17 protein-coding genes are annotated in these 17,296 nt (G+C 34.6%); 7 read left to right on the forward strand and 10 right to left on the reverse strand.

Translation table 11 applies throughout. The features are described from left to right. Window positions 1-211: 211 nt before the first annotated feature. Entirely contained in the window at window positions 212-1,669 is a 1,458-nt protein-coding gene (locus AB3I72_RS02395) for a helix-turn-helix domain-containing protein (protein ID WP_002397404.1), read from the forward strand. Window positions 1,670-1,777: 108 nt separating this feature from the next. After that, window positions 1,778-3,700, forward strand: coding sequence for an FUSC family protein (locus AB3I72_RS02400; protein WP_368023495.1), 1,923 nt, complete (start codon window positions 1,778-1,780; stop codon window positions 3,698-3,700). Between the two features lie 184 nt (window positions 3,701-3,884). On the opposite strand, the gene larE is transcribed toward AB3I72_RS02400, so the two are convergent. The 5 genes from larE to AB3I72_RS02425 all read right to left on the reverse strand — a co-directional run bounded on the left by larE (window position 3,885) and on the right by AB3I72_RS02425 (window position 7,988). Then, the gene (gene larE, locus AB3I72_RS02405) at window positions 3,885-4,721 is read right to left on the reverse strand and encodes an ATP-dependent sacrificial sulfur transferase LarE (protein ID WP_368023497.1); all 837 of its coding nucleotides are present in this window, start codon (window positions 4,719-4,721) and stop codon (window positions 3,885-3,887) included. A gap of 105 nt (window positions 4,722-4,826) precedes the next feature. Further along, entirely contained in the window at window positions 4,827-5,540 is a 714-nt protein-coding gene (locus AB3I72_RS02410) for an ABC transporter ATP-binding protein (RefSeq protein WP_368023499.1), read from the reverse strand. 1 nt (window position 5,541) lies between these two features. Further along, on the reverse strand, window positions 5,542-6,327 hold the full coding sequence (locus AB3I72_RS02415) for an energy-coupling factor transporter transmembrane protein EcfT (protein ID WP_142956457.1): 786 nt from the start codon (window positions 6,325-6,327) through the stop codon (window positions 5,542-5,544). Continuing rightward, window positions 6,327-7,313 (reverse strand): cobalt transporter CbiM, encoded by a 987-nt coding sequence (cbiM, locus tag AB3I72_RS02420; RefSeq protein WP_368023501.1) that lies wholly within the window; start codon window positions 7,311-7,313, stop codon window positions 6,327-6,329. Before cbiM ends, AB3I72_RS02415 begins: the two co-directional genes overlap by 1 nt. An 18-nt stretch (window positions 7,314-7,331) precedes the next feature. After that, a complete protein-coding gene (locus tag AB3I72_RS02425) occupies window positions 7,332-7,988 on the reverse strand; it encodes a Crp/Fnr family transcriptional regulator (RefSeq protein WP_002361998.1) in 657 nt (218 codons plus the stop codon). Between the two features lie 159 nt (window positions 7,989-8,147). Here AB3I72_RS02425 and larA point away from each other — a divergent pair, with 159 nt between their 5' ends. The 4 genes from larA to larD are packed head-to-tail and all read left to right on the forward strand — an operon-like array spanning window position 8,148 to window position 12,199. Then, window positions 8,148-9,422, forward strand: coding sequence for a nickel-dependent lactate racemase (gene larA, locus AB3I72_RS02430; RefSeq protein WP_002357200.1), 1,275 nt, complete (start codon window positions 8,148-8,150; stop codon window positions 9,420-9,422). 37 nt (window positions 9,423-9,459) lie between these two features. Then, a complete protein-coding gene (gene larB, locus AB3I72_RS02435; RefSeq protein WP_002379543.1) occupies window positions 9,460-10,203 on the forward strand; it encodes a nickel pincer cofactor biosynthesis protein LarB in 744 nt (247 codons plus the stop codon). Beyond that, entirely contained in the window at window positions 10,200-11,474 is a 1,275-nt protein-coding gene (larC, locus tag AB3I72_RS02440; protein WP_061101366.1) for a nickel pincer cofactor biosynthesis protein LarC, read from the forward strand. The genes larB and larC overlap by 4 nt, the downstream gene beginning before the upstream one ends. A 14-nt stretch (window positions 11,475-11,488) precedes the next feature. Continuing rightward, a complete protein-coding gene (larD, locus tag AB3I72_RS02445; RefSeq protein WP_086280304.1) occupies window positions 11,489-12,199 on the forward strand; it encodes a D/L-lactic acid transporter LarD in 711 nt (236 codons plus the stop codon). 421 nt (window positions 12,200-12,620) lie between these two features. Here the strand turns inward: larD and AB3I72_RS02450 are convergent, their stop codons facing one another. The 5 genes from AB3I72_RS02450 to AB3I72_RS02470 form a co-directional block, all read right to left on the reverse strand. Continuing rightward, entirely contained in the window at window positions 12,621-13,607 is a 987-nt protein-coding gene (locus AB3I72_RS02450; RefSeq protein WP_368023502.1) for a hydroxyacid dehydrogenase, read from the reverse strand. Window positions 13,608-13,682: 75 nt separating this feature from the next. After that, window positions 13,683-14,552: a PTS system mannose/fructose/sorbose family transporter subunit IID gene (locus tag AB3I72_RS02455; protein ID WP_002394543.1), complete on the reverse strand. Its 870-nt coding sequence runs from the start codon at window positions 14,550-14,552 to the stop codon at window positions 13,683-13,685. After that, window positions 14,527-15,378 carry a PTS sugar transporter subunit IIC gene (locus AB3I72_RS02460; RefSeq protein ID WP_002357194.1) on the reverse strand — a complete coding sequence of 284 codons (852 nt, stop codon included), beginning with the start codon at window positions 15,376-15,378 and terminating at the stop codon, window positions 14,527-14,529. The genes AB3I72_RS02455 and AB3I72_RS02460 overlap by 26 nt, the downstream gene beginning before the upstream one ends. Window positions 15,379-15,453: 75 nt before the next feature. Beyond that, complete coding sequence (locus tag AB3I72_RS02465) at window positions 15,454-15,909, reverse strand: PTS system mannose/fructose/N-acetylgalactosamine-transporter subunit IIB (protein ID WP_368023503.1); 456 nt, start codon at window positions 15,907-15,909, stop codon at window positions 15,454-15,456. Window positions 15,910-15,923: 14 nt separating this feature from the next. Next, window positions 15,924-16,370, reverse strand: a complete 447-nt coding sequence (locus AB3I72_RS02470; RefSeq protein WP_061101369.1) for a PTS sugar transporter subunit IIA — start codon at window positions 16,368-16,370, stop codon at window positions 15,924-15,926. A 580-nt stretch (window positions 16,371-16,950) separates the two neighbouring features. Here AB3I72_RS02470 and AB3I72_RS02475 point away from each other — a divergent pair. Then, window positions 16,951-17,238, forward strand: coding sequence for a hypothetical protein (locus AB3I72_RS02475; protein ID WP_061101370.1), 288 nt, complete (start codon window positions 16,951-16,953; stop codon window positions 17,236-17,238). Window positions 17,239-17,296: the final 58 nt, after the last annotated feature.

Below are 17,296 nucleotides of genomic sequence, written 5' to 3' on the forward strand. Positions count from 1 at the left end.
CCTTTTTTGGAATTAGAAACTAAATAATAATTATTCTAACTACTGCTAGCTTATCAACATTAAAATTGCTTTGCTACACACAATTAATGTATAAGGCTGTACATTAATTGTGATGGCCGCTTCTTATTGCGCTTGTGTTAACATATCAATACAAAAATTTAAAGAAAGTAGACTACAATGAACCTAAATTTTACTTTTGGAGGTCCATAACATGTTTCCATCCTACCTAACGAATGAGCTAGAAATTTTATTTTATATAGTCAAGCGAGCTCATACGTCGTTAAATGAAATTTCTTCCAATTTAAAAATTTCAAAAAGAACGGTCAAGGAAAATCTGATAAAAATAAATCAAGAATTCGAGGATACTTATCAAATCCAACATTTTATTGTCTCTAACAATAATGGCATTGTTTGTGTAAATCCAGCGTACCGAAAAAGCGCGGTCGAATACGCCTACACGTTAAAACTCAATCTTTTAAAAAACAATGTACAATTTAATTATTGCGTACAATTAGTCACACATTCTTCCATTGATAAAAACGAATTAATTAAAGTTTTATATATTTCTGAACATTATCTGGTAAAAATCACGAAACAACTGAATAACTTTTTTAAAATTTTTGATATAGTAATCGTTAGTATTAAGGGTATTTATCAATTAACTGGCAATGAATTATCGATTCGAGTGTTTTCTTTCATTTTCCTACAAGATTCCTTTCAAGAATTGGCTTGGCCTTTTTCTAAAATAAGTCTTGAAGAAATAAAAAAAAGTCTACCTGATGAACTTCTTGAACGATCCTATAAAAATGTCCGAATGAAGAAAAGAGCGTTTTATATTTTATATGCGATATTTAAAACTAGAACAAGTGCACAAAACTTCTTAAAGATGCCGCACTCTAAAAACCTGCATTCTTTTTTTATTCTGATCAATCAATACAGTCATGTGACTTTATTTTTTCTTGAACACTCCTTCGCTGACATTCAATGCGAAACAAGAAAAACTGAAATTTTATACTTTAATTTTTTATCTCGCATTTTTATCCCTTATATCTTTTCGGAAAAGCAAACGAAACAAATAGAAAAATTATTTATAGAATCTAACCATCCTTATTGTGTCTTATCAAAAAAATTATTTAAGCAAGTAGCCTACTTACTGACAAATCAGCATGATTATCAATATGTTTACTATCTTTCTATTTTTAATGCTTGGTACTTTTTAACGGAGGGCAATTATTATACTTTTTTAACACTTTATTTACCGCAGCCAGAAATTTGTACTCCGTCAGATGTGGCATACTTTAATCGAATAAAAGGTACGGTGGCAAAATTAGTTCACCAAGAAACGCATTTAGAGTTACTCAGTCAACTGCTTTACACATTGTCTGTGTCCGAAAAAAAAGTACAAGTGAGAATCTATTTACAAATTATCAAAGATTTTTATGCAAATTATTTTATTAAAACACGGTTATCCTCCTTATATAATACAAACGCAATCTCTATTACCGAAGACTTCACAAATGCGGATATCATCATCACAGATTCCTTCGAAAAAGCTACTTCTAATCAAGATATTTTCTACTTAGATTCCATTGAAAATGAAGAAAGTTGGCATGAGCTTACAGAATTTATTCAACAAAAATATATGGCTAAACTTAATGTTGGCCTATAATTGTGAGTTTTCTTAAAAAGAGCAAATTTGAAAAAAAAATTTAGAGGTGTATACTAGCAGAGGAATAATTTTTTAGCTTTTAATAAATTTTTAAAGAAGGAATGTTTTGTGAAATTATCTATCAAAAAATTTTTTGAGGTCTTCTTAGAATCGTCTTGGGCGTATAGTCGCCCTATACTAACTTTTGATACAAGACAGAACTGGTTTGCCCTTGTTCTTAGTATCATTATTGCAAATGCTGTTGGTGCTGTTCTAACAATAGTCTTTCCTTTCGCTTTTGTTTTAGTAAATGTTGGTAGCTTTTTGGGCACTGTAATTTGTGTCTTACCACGACATGGCTCTCCACAAAGAAGTGCCATAAATGGTATTTTAATGATTTTTATTGGTGCCAGTCTGGGGATACTTTTACAGTCGTCAAGTATATTCATTATTTTATTATTCGTCCTTGGTTTGTATTTTTCAGGGATTGTGAGAAACTTTAGTATTGGTCTGTATATTCGATGTCTCTTTGGGACCATTTCTTTACTAGCTGGTGCGCAATTAAAAGGCAATTTGTCTATTGGTCAATCTTTTGAAGGTCTGGGTGCAATAATTTTAGGTATGTCCATCCTTTGTTTAATCTATTGTCTTTATTCTAAGCCGCAAAATAATGAAGCACGAAAATTAGTAGCCGATTTATATGAACAATTATATTTATTAGCACAAGGAAAACCCGCACGCTATGTCCATTTCAGAATAAAAGTACGCGAATCTGTTGAAACGATGCCATGGGTCAATCATCAAAAAACACCATGGATTTATCCCTTGGTTTCACAAGCAGATGCAATTGCAGGCTCGTTAGATTCAACCAATGCAGCTGAAAATCTTCCTGCTTTAAAAGCAATTCTACTCTTTTTAAAAGGAGAACAATTAACCCTGCCTCTTCAAGAATTTGCTTCAGCAAACACCGAAATAAAATCAGCAATCCTTCTGATACAAAACGAACAATCCTTTAAAAAAATCTCATTTAAATCTTTCTTACCCACAAAAGAAGGACTTGCAGAAGCCAAAGAGATCCTTCATTCTTACAAAGGCAGCTCTGCTAGATTCGCAATTCGTTTAGCTTTAACAGGTTTAGTTTGTCATTTTTGTTCGCTTATTCTTAATTACATGTACCCTTTGCCTTTAGCTAATCACGAATTCTGGGTAGTTATTTCTGGTTGTTTGATGGTTATGCCAGGGTATCATGGTACACTCGGCAAAATCACTTCAAGAACTATTGGTTCTATTTTAGGTGGTTGTTTAGGCATCTTTTTGTCTCAATTAATTGCTAACTTAACAAACCTAAATCCTTTATGGCCAATGTTATTGTCTTGTTTGCTAGTTATATTGTATGAAACCGTACGTAAATTAAGTCAAGCATTTCTAATGCTAAGTGTGACCACTTGGTTAACTTTCACATTAGGTGGTAGTTCTGCAGGCTATACAAGAGTTTTTGATGTAATTATTGGTGCGCTTATTGCTTTTGTTATGTTTTTTATTTTCCCAACATGGCATAGTCAAGTATTACGTAAAAATATCAATAGTTGGTCAAAAACGATCAGCTCTATTTTGCTAGCGTTAATCAATGAAGAGACCACGTTGCCTAGTGATGCTTGGGTACTAGCTTATCGGGTACAACGTAGAGTAAACTATTCTATTCAAGAAATTGTTCTTGAATCTCCTATTTATAGTAACGATGCCTCTGCTGAAAGCTTAATGCAACAAAAACAACTAAATGATCAACTGTTGGAAATGCAAACTGCTATGGAAGAGCTTCTTTTAGAACTTATGAAAACACAACACTACTTAAAAAAATTAGCACCAGTTAAGCCGGACACACTAAACACTGAGTTACTTAACTATTCACAGCAAATACGTTCACTCACGAATCCCCAAAATAATCGACTAATCAACCAGTCCAAACAATCCATTTATTTTCCTCAAATTGAACAATCACTGGTAATCTTAAAAAATTCTACAGCTAATTTCTTTTTAGCAAATATCAAATGATTAAATAGACAAAAAGCCTAGGAAAAATCCAAAGGGAATTTTTCCTAGGCTTAAAAGTTGATAATCTACTGGCAGAGTAATCAATGAAAACAACCGACCTAATCGAGCAGAAAACTTGGTTTTTGTAACGGAATACCCCTGTCCTGACTCCGTTACACCGACTCAATTTTATAAACTTATCTGTCTAACATTCACAAAAAACTTTTTTTTCAGTTTCAGTGAGGATATCATTCATTCGGCCAGATTTAAATCCTTCTAAGTCAAAAGTTACATAATTAAATCCTTGTTTTTTAAGATAATCTGCAATTTTTTCTCTGTTTTCTAATAACAGAGAAAGTTTGTCTTCTGGAATTTCAATCCGTGCTAAATCATGATGTGCTCTGACACGGACAATTGGAAAACCTATTTCCCGTAAATATTTTTCACTAGCAAATACTTGATCAATAGCTGAGCGTGTTAACTTAATGCCATAAGGAATTCTTGAAGCAATGCTACATGAGGCAACTTTACTCCAATTGGAAATACCTGCGTCTTTAGCAAGTTGACGTATTTCAATTTTATATAATTTAGCTTGTTGTAGCGGACTGATGACCCCTTCTTGATCTCTTGCCCTTAATCCAGGACGAAAGTCAGTATTATCATCCATAATCATCCCATCGGCTAAAATATCAAATCCCTCTTTCTGAATAGCCGAACGAATAGTTTTATATAATAATTTTTTACTGTAGAACCAGCTATTAGGGTTATTTGCAACAATTCTATCATCTGCTAATTCGCTCATTTCAAGGCCTAACACATTTGCTCCCAACCCATTAGCTAAATCGACTGCTTTATCAAACTCATCATCAGAAAATAATTCTGAATTTACAACAACCGCAAGTACATTTTCAGCACCTAAAGTGTCCAAAGCTTTTTTTAGCAAGTAAGAGCTATCAATTCTACCTGAATATGCAACAGCCAACTTATTCATTTTTTGTAATTCGCGAACTAAATTTTGTTCTTTCGTTTTCATGACAGACATTTAAACCATCTCCTATTGATTTTCTTTTACATAATTAATTATAGACATCTCCACATTAGAAAAAATCACGATTCATAGTATCAATTATTGTCAATATTTGTACACTTAATACCGTTTTAAATGTTGTAACAAGTTAGCATTGGCTTCTATCTCTTCCTTTGAGTACCTTGTCACAGCCGAATCAAACAATAAAATGGAATCAGCTTCCTCGCAAATACTCAAATAGTCATGGGTGGAAAGGATAATTGTTTTACCAAGTTGATGCAGATTTTTTATTATTTTTTTAAATAATTTTTCCGATTCTTTTGTCAACCCAGCAAACGGCTCATCTAATAAATACACGTCTGGATTCATTACTAACAGACTAGCAAAAGCCACTTTTTTCTTTTCTCCTCCCGATAATTGATAAGGCACTTGATTGCTTAAATGGGTAATTTTTAATAAATTCAAACAATCATTAATTCTTTTTGCTGTTTCATGCTCGGATAGTTGGAGCTGTCTAGGACCAAATGCCAATTCGTCATAAACTGTCGCATTAAATAATTGTGTGTCCGTCTCTTGAAATAATATACCCAAATGAGCATAATACTTCTTTTTATGAATAGGGTCTTTTTCCCAGGCCGTTAATGATTGTTCCATAAAATAAATCGTTCCCTCGGAAGGTTTTAAAAAACCTGCGAGCAAATTTAAAAAAGTGGATTTTCCACTGCCGTTATCTCCCATCAAAACCAGATATTCTCCTCTGGCTATTTCCAAATTACAAGGCGAAAAAACAGGCTTCGTTTGATAGCGATAAACCAAATGATTTACTTGATACATATTAGTTCCTCCCTAAATAAAGCAACCCCCCGAAAAATAAAAGATAGGCAATACTAACCAAAAAATCTTTCGTTTTTAATGGTTGCTTTACTCGATAATATTGACCAGTATATCCTCTTGCTTCCATCACCATATCCAACTTTTTCCCATACGTGAAAGATTTTAAAGAAATTAGACTGATTAAATTACTACCCGTACTCAACTGGATATTCCCACCAACTGCTCTAGCTTCTACAGCGGCAAGCAGTTGGATTAAGAGATTTCCAAAGAAAAAGATATATTTAATCGTAATATCTAATTGTAAAAGTATTATATTCGGAAAATGAAAGATTTTTAATGCTGCTATAAATTGATTCATGTTGGTTGTTTCCATATATTGACTAATCGCTATGGCTAAAAAAAACAAATGAACAATAAATAATAAACTAAATTGACCTAAAAAAAAGATCGGTAAATAGATAATCAGCGGCATCAAAATGAGGATACTAGCTTTTTTGACAATGTTTCGTAGAATAGTTGGTTTTTCAACTAAAAGTAACATGCCTAGGTAGATGCCTAAGAGCCACAAAACAAGAACTTTTTGTGCTGTGCTGATTAAAACAATTAGTAAAAAAGTACTGATCAGTTGAATTGCTGGGTGTATATCACTGAGAATAGTCTTATTGCGTTTCCCACTCACCTGAAATTTATTTAATAAAAAAAGGATTCCTTTTCGATTTTTAAGCATAAAGGTTTCTTTTTTATTAGGTTCAAAGGACGTGGAAGATTCTTTCATCCATTCAGGCATCAACTTTGCCTTCTTCCATTAAATAAACGAAAAATGAGTAAAAAAACGATTATGGCTGTTACGCCACTTAAAATATACCCAAGTGCTAATGGCAGTCCTGGAATAAAGTAATCACTGAAAAGTGCATGAAATGAAAAACCATTCACCATACCTTTTGGTTGTACCGCAGGCAAATGATTCTGTTTTAAATTCTTGACTAATTCAGATAAATCCCATTCACCCCAAGCGGTGGCATGATCAATCAAACCTAATGGACATAAAATTACCATGACCAATAACAGTCTCTTTAATCGCAACAACGGAGTCCTTTTCTTCTTTTCTTCGATAAAAATTGCATCTTTTGACACACTTTTTACAAAATTATAGACACACACGGTGAAGAGACCTTCAACAATTCCTATTACTAACAGATGGACACTCATCATTGCTGGTATAGTTATAGAAAGACCATATGGGTTATAAAGTGGGGTACCATTCGCTTCATGGAATAGTAAGGGTTGGATACCTAATAATACAGAAGTAGAAAGTGCCGCAACATTTACACCAAGATACCCAGCTAAGAAAAGACCCATTGTTTCAAATTTTTTTACACGCGTAACTAGCTTATAAACTCCATATCCCACGAATGGCATCACAAACGCCATAGAAAAGGCGTTTGCACCAAAAGCCAATATACCACCATCACCAAATAAACAAGCCTGTAATAGTAAAGCCACCGAAACAGACAGCGTCGCGGCCCAAGGTCCCATCAATAATGCGATGAGAACAGCCCCAACAGCGTGCGCAGTTGTTCCACCAGGTACTGGCAAATTAAACATCATTATTAAAAATGACAAGGAGGAGGAAATCCCTAACATGGTCCCTGTATCTTTTTTTAATTTAATTTGAACGTCAACTTTTTTTACAGCGCGGTACCAGATAGGTACCATAATCGCGCCCATCACTGCGCAAGTTTGTGGGCTTAAATAATTTTCTGGAATATGCATGTTCGTCAGACTCCTATCTTATCGATCAATATAATCAGCTAAATAACTTTGATCGTAAATCACAATTTTTTGTTTTTTGATATCGATGACTTTTTCCTCTTTTAAATCATGAATAATTCGGTTTACGCTATTTCTCGTTGAAATCCCGCAAAACCCCGCAATATCCTCATTAGTTACTTGAAAATCAATTAATATTCCTTCCTCTGTCTGTACACCAAACAAATCAATTAATTGATAAATAAAAGTACAAACAGCCCCTTTCTTACCATTCATTGTCATATTCTGTAAGGAACTAATACTCTCCGATAATTTTGCTCGGTAGTAATCCCGTACATAATCTTGAAGAACAGCATCTTCTCTAACATATTCCCAAAATACAGTCCTTGGTATCCGATAAAAGCTAGCCTCTTCCGACTCAATGCGGATATTAAAAGGAGCAGATGTATAATTTGATACTTCATCACGTAACAATGAAATAATGTCAGGAGACACAATATATGACAGATTAAATTCTCGTCCATCCTTTAAAATAATACTCGTTTTAACGACCCCTTTCTTTAATACATAGGTGTACGCTTCCTCCAATCCATGATAAGCGAGATAAGTATGGCGTTTTTTTTTGATAATCGGCGTCTTCTTTCTATCTAAGAAAGCTGTAAGATAATCTGACTCCATAATTGTCACTCCTTTGACTAAGTTTCTGTTTGATTCGTTAACTATTATAAACACTCTCACCAACCTTTTGTTAGCAAATGTTACCCACAATAAAGACTGTGTGATTTCTAAATTTCATTATACTTAGTCTCGTAAAATATTACTTAGGAGATGATTGCTATGGTAGAAATTAACCTACCTTATGACAAGAAAATGATTACTGCAAGAATTCCCGATAAAAATTTTATTGGGCTTCTCGAATCAAAAGCTGAACATTTTTCAAATCCATATACCGAGAAAGAAACAGTCGAAAAATCGCTGGACAATCCTATTGGAAGCCTTCCATTAGAAGAATTAGCTAAGGGTAAAAAAGACATTGTCCTTATTAGTTCCGATCACACACGTCCCGTTCCTTCACATATTATCACCCCAATTATTTTGCGTAGAATTCGTTCAGTGAACAAAACAGCTAGAATCCGGATTTTAGTTGCTACAGGTTTTCATCGCCCCTCTACACGAGAAGAACTGATTAGTAAATATGGTAAAGAGATCGTAGAGAATGAAGAAATCGTTATGCATATCTCTACTGATGATTCCTCAATGGTCAAAATCGGTCAACTACCTTCAGGGGGCGATTGTATCATTAATCGCATTGCAGCAGAAGCAGATTTACTTCTGGCCGAAGGATTTATTGAATCACACTTTTTTGCAGGATTTTCTGGTGGACGTAAATCTGTTTTACCTGGAATTGCTTCTTATAAAACCATCATGGCTAACCATTCTGGAGAATTTATTGATTCCTCCAACTCACGGACAGGAAATCTAACGGATAATCCGATTCATAATGACATGGTCTACGCTGCCGCTAAAGCGAATCTAGCTTTTATTGTTAATGTCGTTTTAGATGGTGACAAAAAAATTATTGGTTCCTTTGCAGGCGATATGGTTGAAGCGCATAAAGTTGGTTGTAACTTTGTAAAAGAAATTGCCCGTGTCAAAAAAATACCTTGCGACATTGCGGTTTCAACGAACGGCGGATTTCCACTTGATCAAAACATTTATCAAGCAGTTAAAGGGATGACCGCTGCAGAAGCAACCAATAAAGACGGCGGTGTCATTATTATGGTCGCTGGGTGTCGTGATGGTCACGGTGGTGAAGGTTTTTATGAAAATATTGCCAATGTTAAAAATCCAAACGAATTTTTAGAAGCAGCCATCCATACACCACGATTAGAAACCGTGCCAGATCAATGGACTTCGCAAATTTTAGCGCGAATTTTAGTTCATCATCATATAATTTTTGTTTCAGATCTTGTTGATCCTGAGCTTATCACTTCGATGCATATGGAAATAGCAAAAACGTTTGATGAAGCATTAGAGCGAGCATTTGAAAGAGAAGGTCTAAATGCAAAAGTGACTGTGATTCGAGATGGCTTGTCTGTCATTGTAGAATAATGATCCTTGAGAAATCAGGAATAAGGAGCGTTGTATTATGCAACCGAAAGAAATTTTAGGAGCTTTTAAAGAGGGAAAATTATCTTTAGAAGAAGCAACAAACAAATTAAATGGCTTTTGCGAATTAGACTTTGCAAAAATTGATACGCAGCGTAAAGAAAGAACTGGGTATCCAGAAGTCGTTTATGGGGAAGGAAAAACAATTGAGCAACTCATCAAAATTATCAATAGCTTAAGAAAAGAAAACAATACAATCCTAGTTACTCGCGTTTCACAACAAAAAGCCCAACCTTTAGAGTCGAACTTTCCTCATGGAACCTACTATGAACTTGCACGTTGTTTCGTTATCAACCAAATGGAGACTACAACAAAAAACTATATTGCGATAGTTACTGCTGGAACGTCAGACATGTCCGTTGCTGAAGAAGCAGCAATCACTGCAGAAACTTTCGGGAATCAAATAAAACGTATCTATGATGTAGGCGTTTCTGGCATTCATCGTTTGTTCGCTCACCTAGATGAGATTCAACAGGCTTCGGTGGTTATTGTGATTGCAGGCATGGAAGGCGCACTGGTGTCCGTGCTAGGCGGACTAGTTAGCGTGCCAGTGATTGCCGTCCCTACTAGCATAGGCTACGGCAGCAATTTTCAAGGGCTGACTGCTCTTTTAGGAATGCTAAATAGTTGTTCCTCTGGCGTTAGTGTAGTCAACATAGATAACGGGTTTGGTGCCGCTTATAATGCAAGTATGATTAATCAAATAAAGGAGTCTTCACTATGAAAAGCTTATTTTTAGAACCATTTTCTGGTCTTAGTGGTGATATGTTAAATGGATTGTTGCTTGACTTAGGCGGGGATTTAAACAAACTGTTAATCGAATTAAAAAAACTTCCCATCGATGGGTTCACCATTCAAGCCCAACGAATTGCTAAAAGTTGTATTTACGGAACAGATTTCGATGTTCTCCTACAACATGGAAAAAAGGATTACGGTATAAAACACAGTCTCTCTCCTCACCACGAAAATGAACATCATGAAACGAAAGAACATGCACATCATCATAGCCATTCTAGAAATTTAAAAGATATTTATACATTAATTGAAAAAAGCGACTTGTCCAATTTTGTAAAAAAACATAGTAAAAATGTTTTCTATGACATTGCAAAAGCTGAAGCTGCTGTTCATCAACAAACAATTGACACTATTCATTTTCATGAAGTCGGAGCAATTGATTCAATTGTTGACATCGTTGGCTTTTTTATCCTATGGGAACAGTTAGAGATTGAACAAGTCTATTCAACGCCAATTACAGATGGAAGTGGCACTATCACAATTGCCCATGGAGTCATGCCAATACCAGTTCCTGCGGTGATGGAATTACGTAAAGAAACGAATTTAATCATTCAACAAGACTTTGAGATAAAAACTGAACTTGTCACACCGACTGGCTTAGCTATTTTTAAAGAACTTAGTCCTCTATTTGTCGCACCAGAACAACGATTAGTTGAAAAAATAGGTTACGGATTTGGCAAACGGGAAACAGGCAAGTTCAATGCCCTCAGAGGATCAATCTTTACTGAAACATATAGTAAAAAAAAGAGGACAGAACACCATGACCAAGTCTTAAAAATTGAAACAAATATAGACAATCAAACACCTGAACAGTTAGGTTACGTAATGGATCTATTATTGGAACATGGTGCTCTAGATGTTTTTTTCACGCCCATTCATATGAAAAAAAACCGAAGTGCCATTCTATTAACGGTTTTAACAATAACAGAGGAAAAAGAATATTTTACAGAACTACTCTTTAAACATACTTCTACAATTGGTGTGCGTTTTCAAACAATGGAACGTAGTGTGATGGACCGTTCTTTCAAAATCTTGGAAACACCTTTTGGTAAGGTCCATATTAAAAAAAATCATTATCATGGCCTATTGAAAGAGTCTATTGAATACCAAGATTGTGAACGAATTGCTAAACAATATAATTTTACAATTGAGGAAGTCTATCGCCTCGTCCAAACATTAAATAATAAAACTATTGATTAAAGGAGCTTTATCTTATGTTTCATCATATCTTATCAGAATTTATGGGAACTGCATTAATGATCGTATTTGGGGTAGGTGTTCACTGCGACGATGTCCTAAAACGAACAAAATACGCTGGTTCTGGTCACATGTTTGCAATCACTACTTGGGCTTTTGGAATCTCTGTTGTTCTGTTCGTCTTTGGCGGAGTCTGTATTAATCCAGCAATGGCCCTCGCTCAAGCTATTTTAGGAATGATTCCATGGTCTTACTTCATTCCCTATGTCATCGCTGAAATGTTAGGTGGCATTTGCGGTGCCATCATTGTTTATATTATGTACGCTGATCATTTCAAGATATCTGCCGATAGTGTCGATCCGATCGCTATTCGTAATATTTTTTCTACAAATCCGAACCAACGAAATTTACCAAGAAACTATTTTGTTGAAACTTTTGCAACATTCATTTTTTTAACATCTATTTTAGCGATTGCACATTCCTACGAAACACAACTACCCATTGCTGTTGGCTTGCTTGTTTGGGCAATCGGCATGGGGCTAGGTGGTACTACAGGATTTGCAATGAATCAAGCACGTGATTTAGGCCCTCGTATCGCCTATCAACTTTTACCAATCAAAAATAAAACCAATAATGATTGGCAATATGGGTTGATTGTTCCCGGAACCGCACCGTTTTTAGGAGCCATTTTTGCAACACTTTTCGTAAAATTTTTCCTAAAATTCTAATAAACCACTAAATTTCTAAAACAAAAAAATATATAAAATAGAAGCTAGTCTCTAAATTTCTTCTATTTTATATATTTTTATTTTAATCACAAGATTTTTTCTGTGTCTTAGAGAACAATAATTCAATTTATCAGCTTTTCCAGTAGTCTAATTAATTTTTAGATAGGAAAGACATCTTGGACTATTTTATTATTGATCATACTAATACATCCAGCCATAGCTTATCGTGTAAGCGGAAGTTAAAATCATAATTAGTCTTGTAGCAAACTTTTGTATTACTTTAAAAATCCAAAAAGTATTTTTTTAAAGTATCGTTTCTAAATCTAGCAGATCTTGCCTAACTAGTAAAATAGAATTGGAATAGTAAAAGCATTGGAAACTAATCAGAAAATCTAAATAGCAATAATGAGCTTCTTAGTTTTTATGCACGTAATTCCTTAGCGATTTCAGGGTTTACAGGAAATTTCGGCATTTGACCATTAAAATAATCAATAATGCTGTTTGCAGCCTCTATACCTAATGATTCAATTGCCTCTATAGTAGTTCCAGCAATATGACAAGTCAATAAACTATTTTTTGCTGTAAGTAGTGGATTGTTTTTTTCAGGAGGTTCTGGCAAAAAAACATCTACTGCTGCTCCTGCAATAAGCTCTTCGTTAAGTGCATCAGCTAAATCTTGTTCATTAATAATGCCACCACGACCTGCGTTAATAATAAATGTACTTTTTTTCATGTTTTGAAGTTCTTTTTTTGTTATCATATTCTTAGTTTGGCTAGTAAGAGGCATATTGATTGAAATAAAGTCTGCTGTTTTATAAATTTCTGTTAAATTAGGAATTAACGGTACTGGCGATTTTGTAAGATATGGATCATATGCAACAACTTGGACACCCATCTTTTCTGCTAAGCTAGCTAAAATAATTCCGACTTTGCCAAGACCAAGTATAGCTAGCTTCTTTCCTCGAATTTCACTGCCATTCAAATCATATTGACTGGCCAATGCTGGTAGGGATGACCCTTTCACTGATAGACGCCCTTCCGTAAATAAATGATTAGATTTATATAACTTTCTACTTAAGGTCAGCATTGAAGCCACAACATATTCAGCCACAGAATACGCATTTGCCCCGTCAACATTTGTTACTAAAATACCTTTTTTTGTTGCTTCTACAACATCAATATTATCTATACCTGTGCCATGTCGTGCAATAATTTGTAACTTTTTTCCGCTATCCATTATCTTTTTAGTTATAGGAGTAGCTCGGACTAATACCGCATCTACGTCTCTAACTTCTTTTTCCATGACCTCTTCATCAGTTGAAGGAGAAATTTTAACTAAAAATCCTGCATCTTTTAAAAGCTTAATTGCTTTTTCACTTATTTTTTCACTTAATAATAATTTTAACATACATGCCTCCATAGAACTTTTTATATACATATAAGCCAGTTTGCTCTAACACTTAGAGCCCTTTTTGGTGATTATTCAGTAAGTTAATCCTGGATTGAAAACACCTAATAAAACGCCAACGAGAGAAATAACAACTAAAATAAGCATGGTCCAAATAGCGGAAACATGTTTTTTCGACATCAACCACCAACAAAACAAGGTAACAAGTATCGTTAATAATCCTGGATAAATACTGTCAATTTTATCTTGCAGTTTAAGGAAAACTTTTCCGTCAGCACCTATTAATTTAAGAGAAGTAGTTACATTTACCCAAGATGCAAGGACCCCACCAACAACCATACTACCGATAACTCCGATAGCAACTCTAACGGCGGCTCCTTCTTTTCCAACTAAGAAACTTACTGCTTTATCGCCAAAATGATAGCCTCTAAAATACAAAAAACGTTGGCCAAAATAGGAAATTAACGTCCAAACAATAATATAAAATATGGCACCAATTGGCGAACCGCCCGTAGACATTCCTAAGGAAATTCCTAACAAGATAGGAATCAAGGTACCATCAACTAATGAATCACCAATCCCTGCAATTGGCCCCATTAATCCTGCCCTCATATCATTAATGGTTTCTCCATCAATTTCATTCTTACTTGCTCTAGCCTCTTCCATACTAGCAGTCACACCAACAATGACCGTTCCAAGCATTGGATTTGTGTTAAAAAAAGCTGTATATGCTTGAATGGCTTTCACTTGGTCTTCATGTTTCGGATAAAGTTTTTTGATAATAGGAAGCATTGAAGAAAGATAGCCAAACGTTTGCATATGCTGTTGTGAAAAACAAGTTAACGCTCCCCAAAACCATAAATGAAAAGAATGCTTTAACGTTTTTTGGTCTAATTTATTGGCTTTCAACTCTTCCATCTCATATGTCCTCCTCTTCATCATCATTCGTCAGACTTCCTGTTGAATCAACCAGTTTAGTATTGTTTTTAATTAAAGCAATTTTATAAAAAATTACAGCAAAAAGAAGCGCAATAATCGTTATTGAGACTAAATTAAGTTTTAATGAAGCAGCTAATGTGAACCCTACAAAAAAAGGGACAAAATCAATGTTCTTATTAACAATTTGACGTAACAAAATTGCAATTCCCACACACGGAAGCATGCCACCTACAGTAAAAAGCGTTTTCATTGCAAGACCATCCATAGGTAATGCATCTCTCATTGCTGTAACAGCCGTAGCCCCAAAATAGGTTAAAATCACGGTTGGCAAAAAGGAAAAAAGTAGATGAGAAATCCACGGCCAACCAAAATTAATGGCATATAAATGATCAAGCTTGCCTTTTTTTATATCTTTCCAACCAAACGATTGCCAAACTAAATTTAACGCGGCAACAGAATAAAATAATACCGTTCCGATCGTTCCAACTAATGTGCCGACCGATTTAGCCAGGTCGGCTGCAGAGCCGCCAAGTGGATCTAACCCTTTGGTCGAAATCGCCACCATTGCCAAAGGAATCCCGATATATGAAATTGCCCGCACGTCAGCAGACACTGTTCCTCCAGGTGTGACTAAAGCAATGTAAACTAATTGCATCGCTACGCCACAAGCGATTCCTAATTTTAAATCTCCTAAAATAATGCCACAAACTAATCCGCCGACTAAAGGACGCCCAATCGTATAATTTCCCACCGCTTGTCCAGCCATACAAGAATTTGAACACAGACAAGCAAATAAGCCTAAAATAGCCGCTTGTATCCAGTTGATTGTCATAATACTACTCTCCTCTTTTCAAAACTTCTAGAATCAGTAACCAAATTTAGCTTTAAAATGCGCCCAAGAACCAATTCATTGATCAGGTAACAAGGCAAAATCCACTTTGTAACCAGCCTTTTCAATTTCTTCAAAAGCCGCTGCTTCTTCTGCTGTAAAGGATTGGTTATCCCCCAATTTAATTGTCCCTTCGCGATCATTCCCTGGTCCAACATTAATCATTTTTACTTCACTTGGAACAAAATGCCAATCTACCAAAATTTTTTTCATATCCAAAGGGCTCTTTGTAATCAAAAAGTATTTTGACTTAGACGCTAATACTTTATCCTTTACATCAAAAAAATGCGCCATTGTCCAAATAAAGGTTTTTTTATCTTGTGCAGCTGCTTTATATGCTTCCTTTAAAATGGGGTTACTTGCTGCTTTGTCATTCACAGCTATAATGCCATCACAAGGCATTTCTTTAGTCCAACGTAAAGTAATTAAGCCATGAATCATTCGATCATCGATTCGAACAAAAGAAATTGACATGTTCATCTTCTCCTTTAGATATCCTCTTCAGTTATATCGTTTTCAGTTACATCGTCTTCAGTTATAGTTAACTCTCTAATGCCATGACAAGCATCTGCTACTATCATTTTTTTTAAGTCAGATAATTCACTAGTTTCTTTCAATAGAAGCGCATTTAAAGCCATTGGAAAATTCACTCCTCCAACAATCAGAGAATTTTCTAGCATTTTTTGCTTATCTAATACTTTACAAATAGTAGCAAGTGGACTCCCGCCTACAATATCAGCCAAAACGATTAGCCTCGTTTCCTGCGGTAATTTTTCAACCTCATAAAGAAACCGTTTACCAAAATTATTGGTAGATTCACCAGGTTGTAAGCCAAACACTCTGACTGTCTCTAACTCATCGCCAGCAAACATTCCTAATGAATTTTTTAATCCTCTAGCAAAATCGCCATGACTGACCAGAACTAAATAAGTCATTTCCTCTCTCCTTTCTTAACATTTCCACTTCAAAATTTTTTAAATCACCTCTTTTTAAGAGTCCATAATACAACTTTTATAAAATGAAAATATTTGCTTCGTTCGCCTCACACTCCTTTGATAGCATGAATGTTTAACAACAGTACCTTTCTAAAATTAAAGTCATTCACTAAAAAAGTTCTAATGAATTTGGCTGTTGTAGCTTGATGACAAGGAACAATGACTTTCTTTATCCATAAAAACATTTAGTTGATTACGCTTAAAAAAATAAATAATATAGCAATTCCCAAAAAAGTTGCTTTTGAATAGTCCCTTTTCTAAATTTATTGATTCATTTTTTCAACTATTAGGTTAGCAAAGTCCCAACACACATTCCACCCACAATAGGTGTACATAGTTGTACATTATTCGGAGTTAATCAACTCATTTAACCTATGGTAAAATAACTATATATCACTCCAATTTTCTAATTATATAGGTCATTCCAGGTCATGCTCTTTTGGATACAACAAAATGAACTTATATCGAATCTATGGTTTTATGCTCTTAATAAATTAAAAAGTAAAGTAGGGATATTTGTATGTCAGCAAAAGAAAAAACGATGAAATATGGATTGGTAGGCCTCCTTTTGGGGATATTGTTATTAGCTCATCTAGATTTATTAGCTGAAAATCTTAGTTATCTTCTCTTAGGATTATTACTTTTACTTGTTGCATATCTAATCTTGGTAAAAAAATTTTATTTTTTCTCAAACTTGATTCCTAAAAATACTACTGATATACATCTAAGTAAAAAATATGGTACGGCTTCTGGCATCGGCAGTTTAGTTATCGGGATTATTTTAATAATTCTGGGACTATTTTTATAGAAAAATAATTACTAAAATAAAACAAGCAGCGAAACCATAAAAAGTACACGAGTTCTTT

It is taken from the genome of Enterococcus sp. GC34 (assembly GCF_040886645.1).
GTDB lineage: Bacteria > Bacillota > Bacilli > Lactobacillales > Enterococcaceae > Enterococcus > Enterococcus faecalis.

Bases quoted from the DNA above. Each gene is read 5' to 3' on its own strand.
- AB3I72_RS02425 (WP_002361998.1), bottom strand. From the start codon at position 7,988: ATGGAGTCAGATTATCTTACAGCTTTCTTAGATAGAAAGAAGACGCCG.
- AB3I72_RS02460 (WP_002357194.1), bottom strand. From the start codon at position 15,378: ATGACAATCAACTGGATACAAGCGGCTATTTTAGGCTTATTTGCTTGT.
- AB3I72_RS02415 (WP_142956457.1), bottom strand. From the start codon at position 6,327: ATGCCTGAATGGATGAAAGAATCTTCCACGTCCTTTGAACCTAATAAA.
- AB3I72_RS02450 (WP_368023502.1), bottom strand. From the start codon at position 13,607: ATGTTAAAATTATTATTAAGTGAAAAAATAAGTGAAAAAGCAATTAAG.
- AB3I72_RS02465 (WP_368023503.1), bottom strand. From the start codon at position 15,909: ATGTCAATTTCTTTTGTTCGAATCGATGATCGAATGATTCATGGCTTA.
- larC (WP_061101366.1), top strand. From the start codon at position 10,200: ATGAAAAGCTTATTTTTAGAACCATTTTCTGGTCTTAGTGGTGATATG.
- larA (WP_002357200.1), top strand. From the start codon at position 8,148: ATGGTAGAAATTAACCTACCTTATGACAAGAAAATGATTACTGCAAGA.
- AB3I72_RS02410 (WP_368023499.1), bottom strand. From the start codon at position 5,540: ATGTATCAAGTAAATCATTTGGTTTATCGCTATCAAACGAAGCCTGTT.
- larB (WP_002379543.1), top strand. From the start codon at position 9,460: ATGCAACCGAAAGAAATTTTAGGAGCTTTTAAAGAGGGAAAATTATCT.
- larD (WP_086280304.1), top strand. From the start codon at position 11,489: ATGTTTCATCATATCTTATCAGAATTTATGGGAACTGCATTAATGATC.
- AB3I72_RS02395 (WP_002397404.1), top strand. From the start codon at position 212: ATGTTTCCATCCTACCTAACGAATGAGCTAGAAATTTTATTTTATATA.
- larE (WP_368023497.1), bottom strand. From the start codon at position 4,721: ATGTCTGTCATGAAAACGAAAGAACAAAATTTAGTTCGCGAATTACAA.
- AB3I72_RS02475 (WP_061101370.1), top strand. From the start codon at position 16,951: ATGTCAGCAAAAGAAAAAACGATGAAATATGGATTGGTAGGCCTCCTT.
- cbiM (WP_368023501.1), bottom strand. From the start codon at position 7,313: ATGCATATTCCAGAAAATTATTTAAGCCCACAAACTTGCGCAGTGATG.
- AB3I72_RS02455 (WP_002394543.1), bottom strand. From the start codon at position 14,552: ATGATGATGAAGAGGAGGACATATGAGATGGAAGAGTTGAAAGCCAAT.
- AB3I72_RS02470 (WP_061101369.1), bottom strand. From the start codon at position 16,370: ATGACTTATTTAGTTCTGGTCAGTCATGGCGATTTTGCTAGAGGATTA.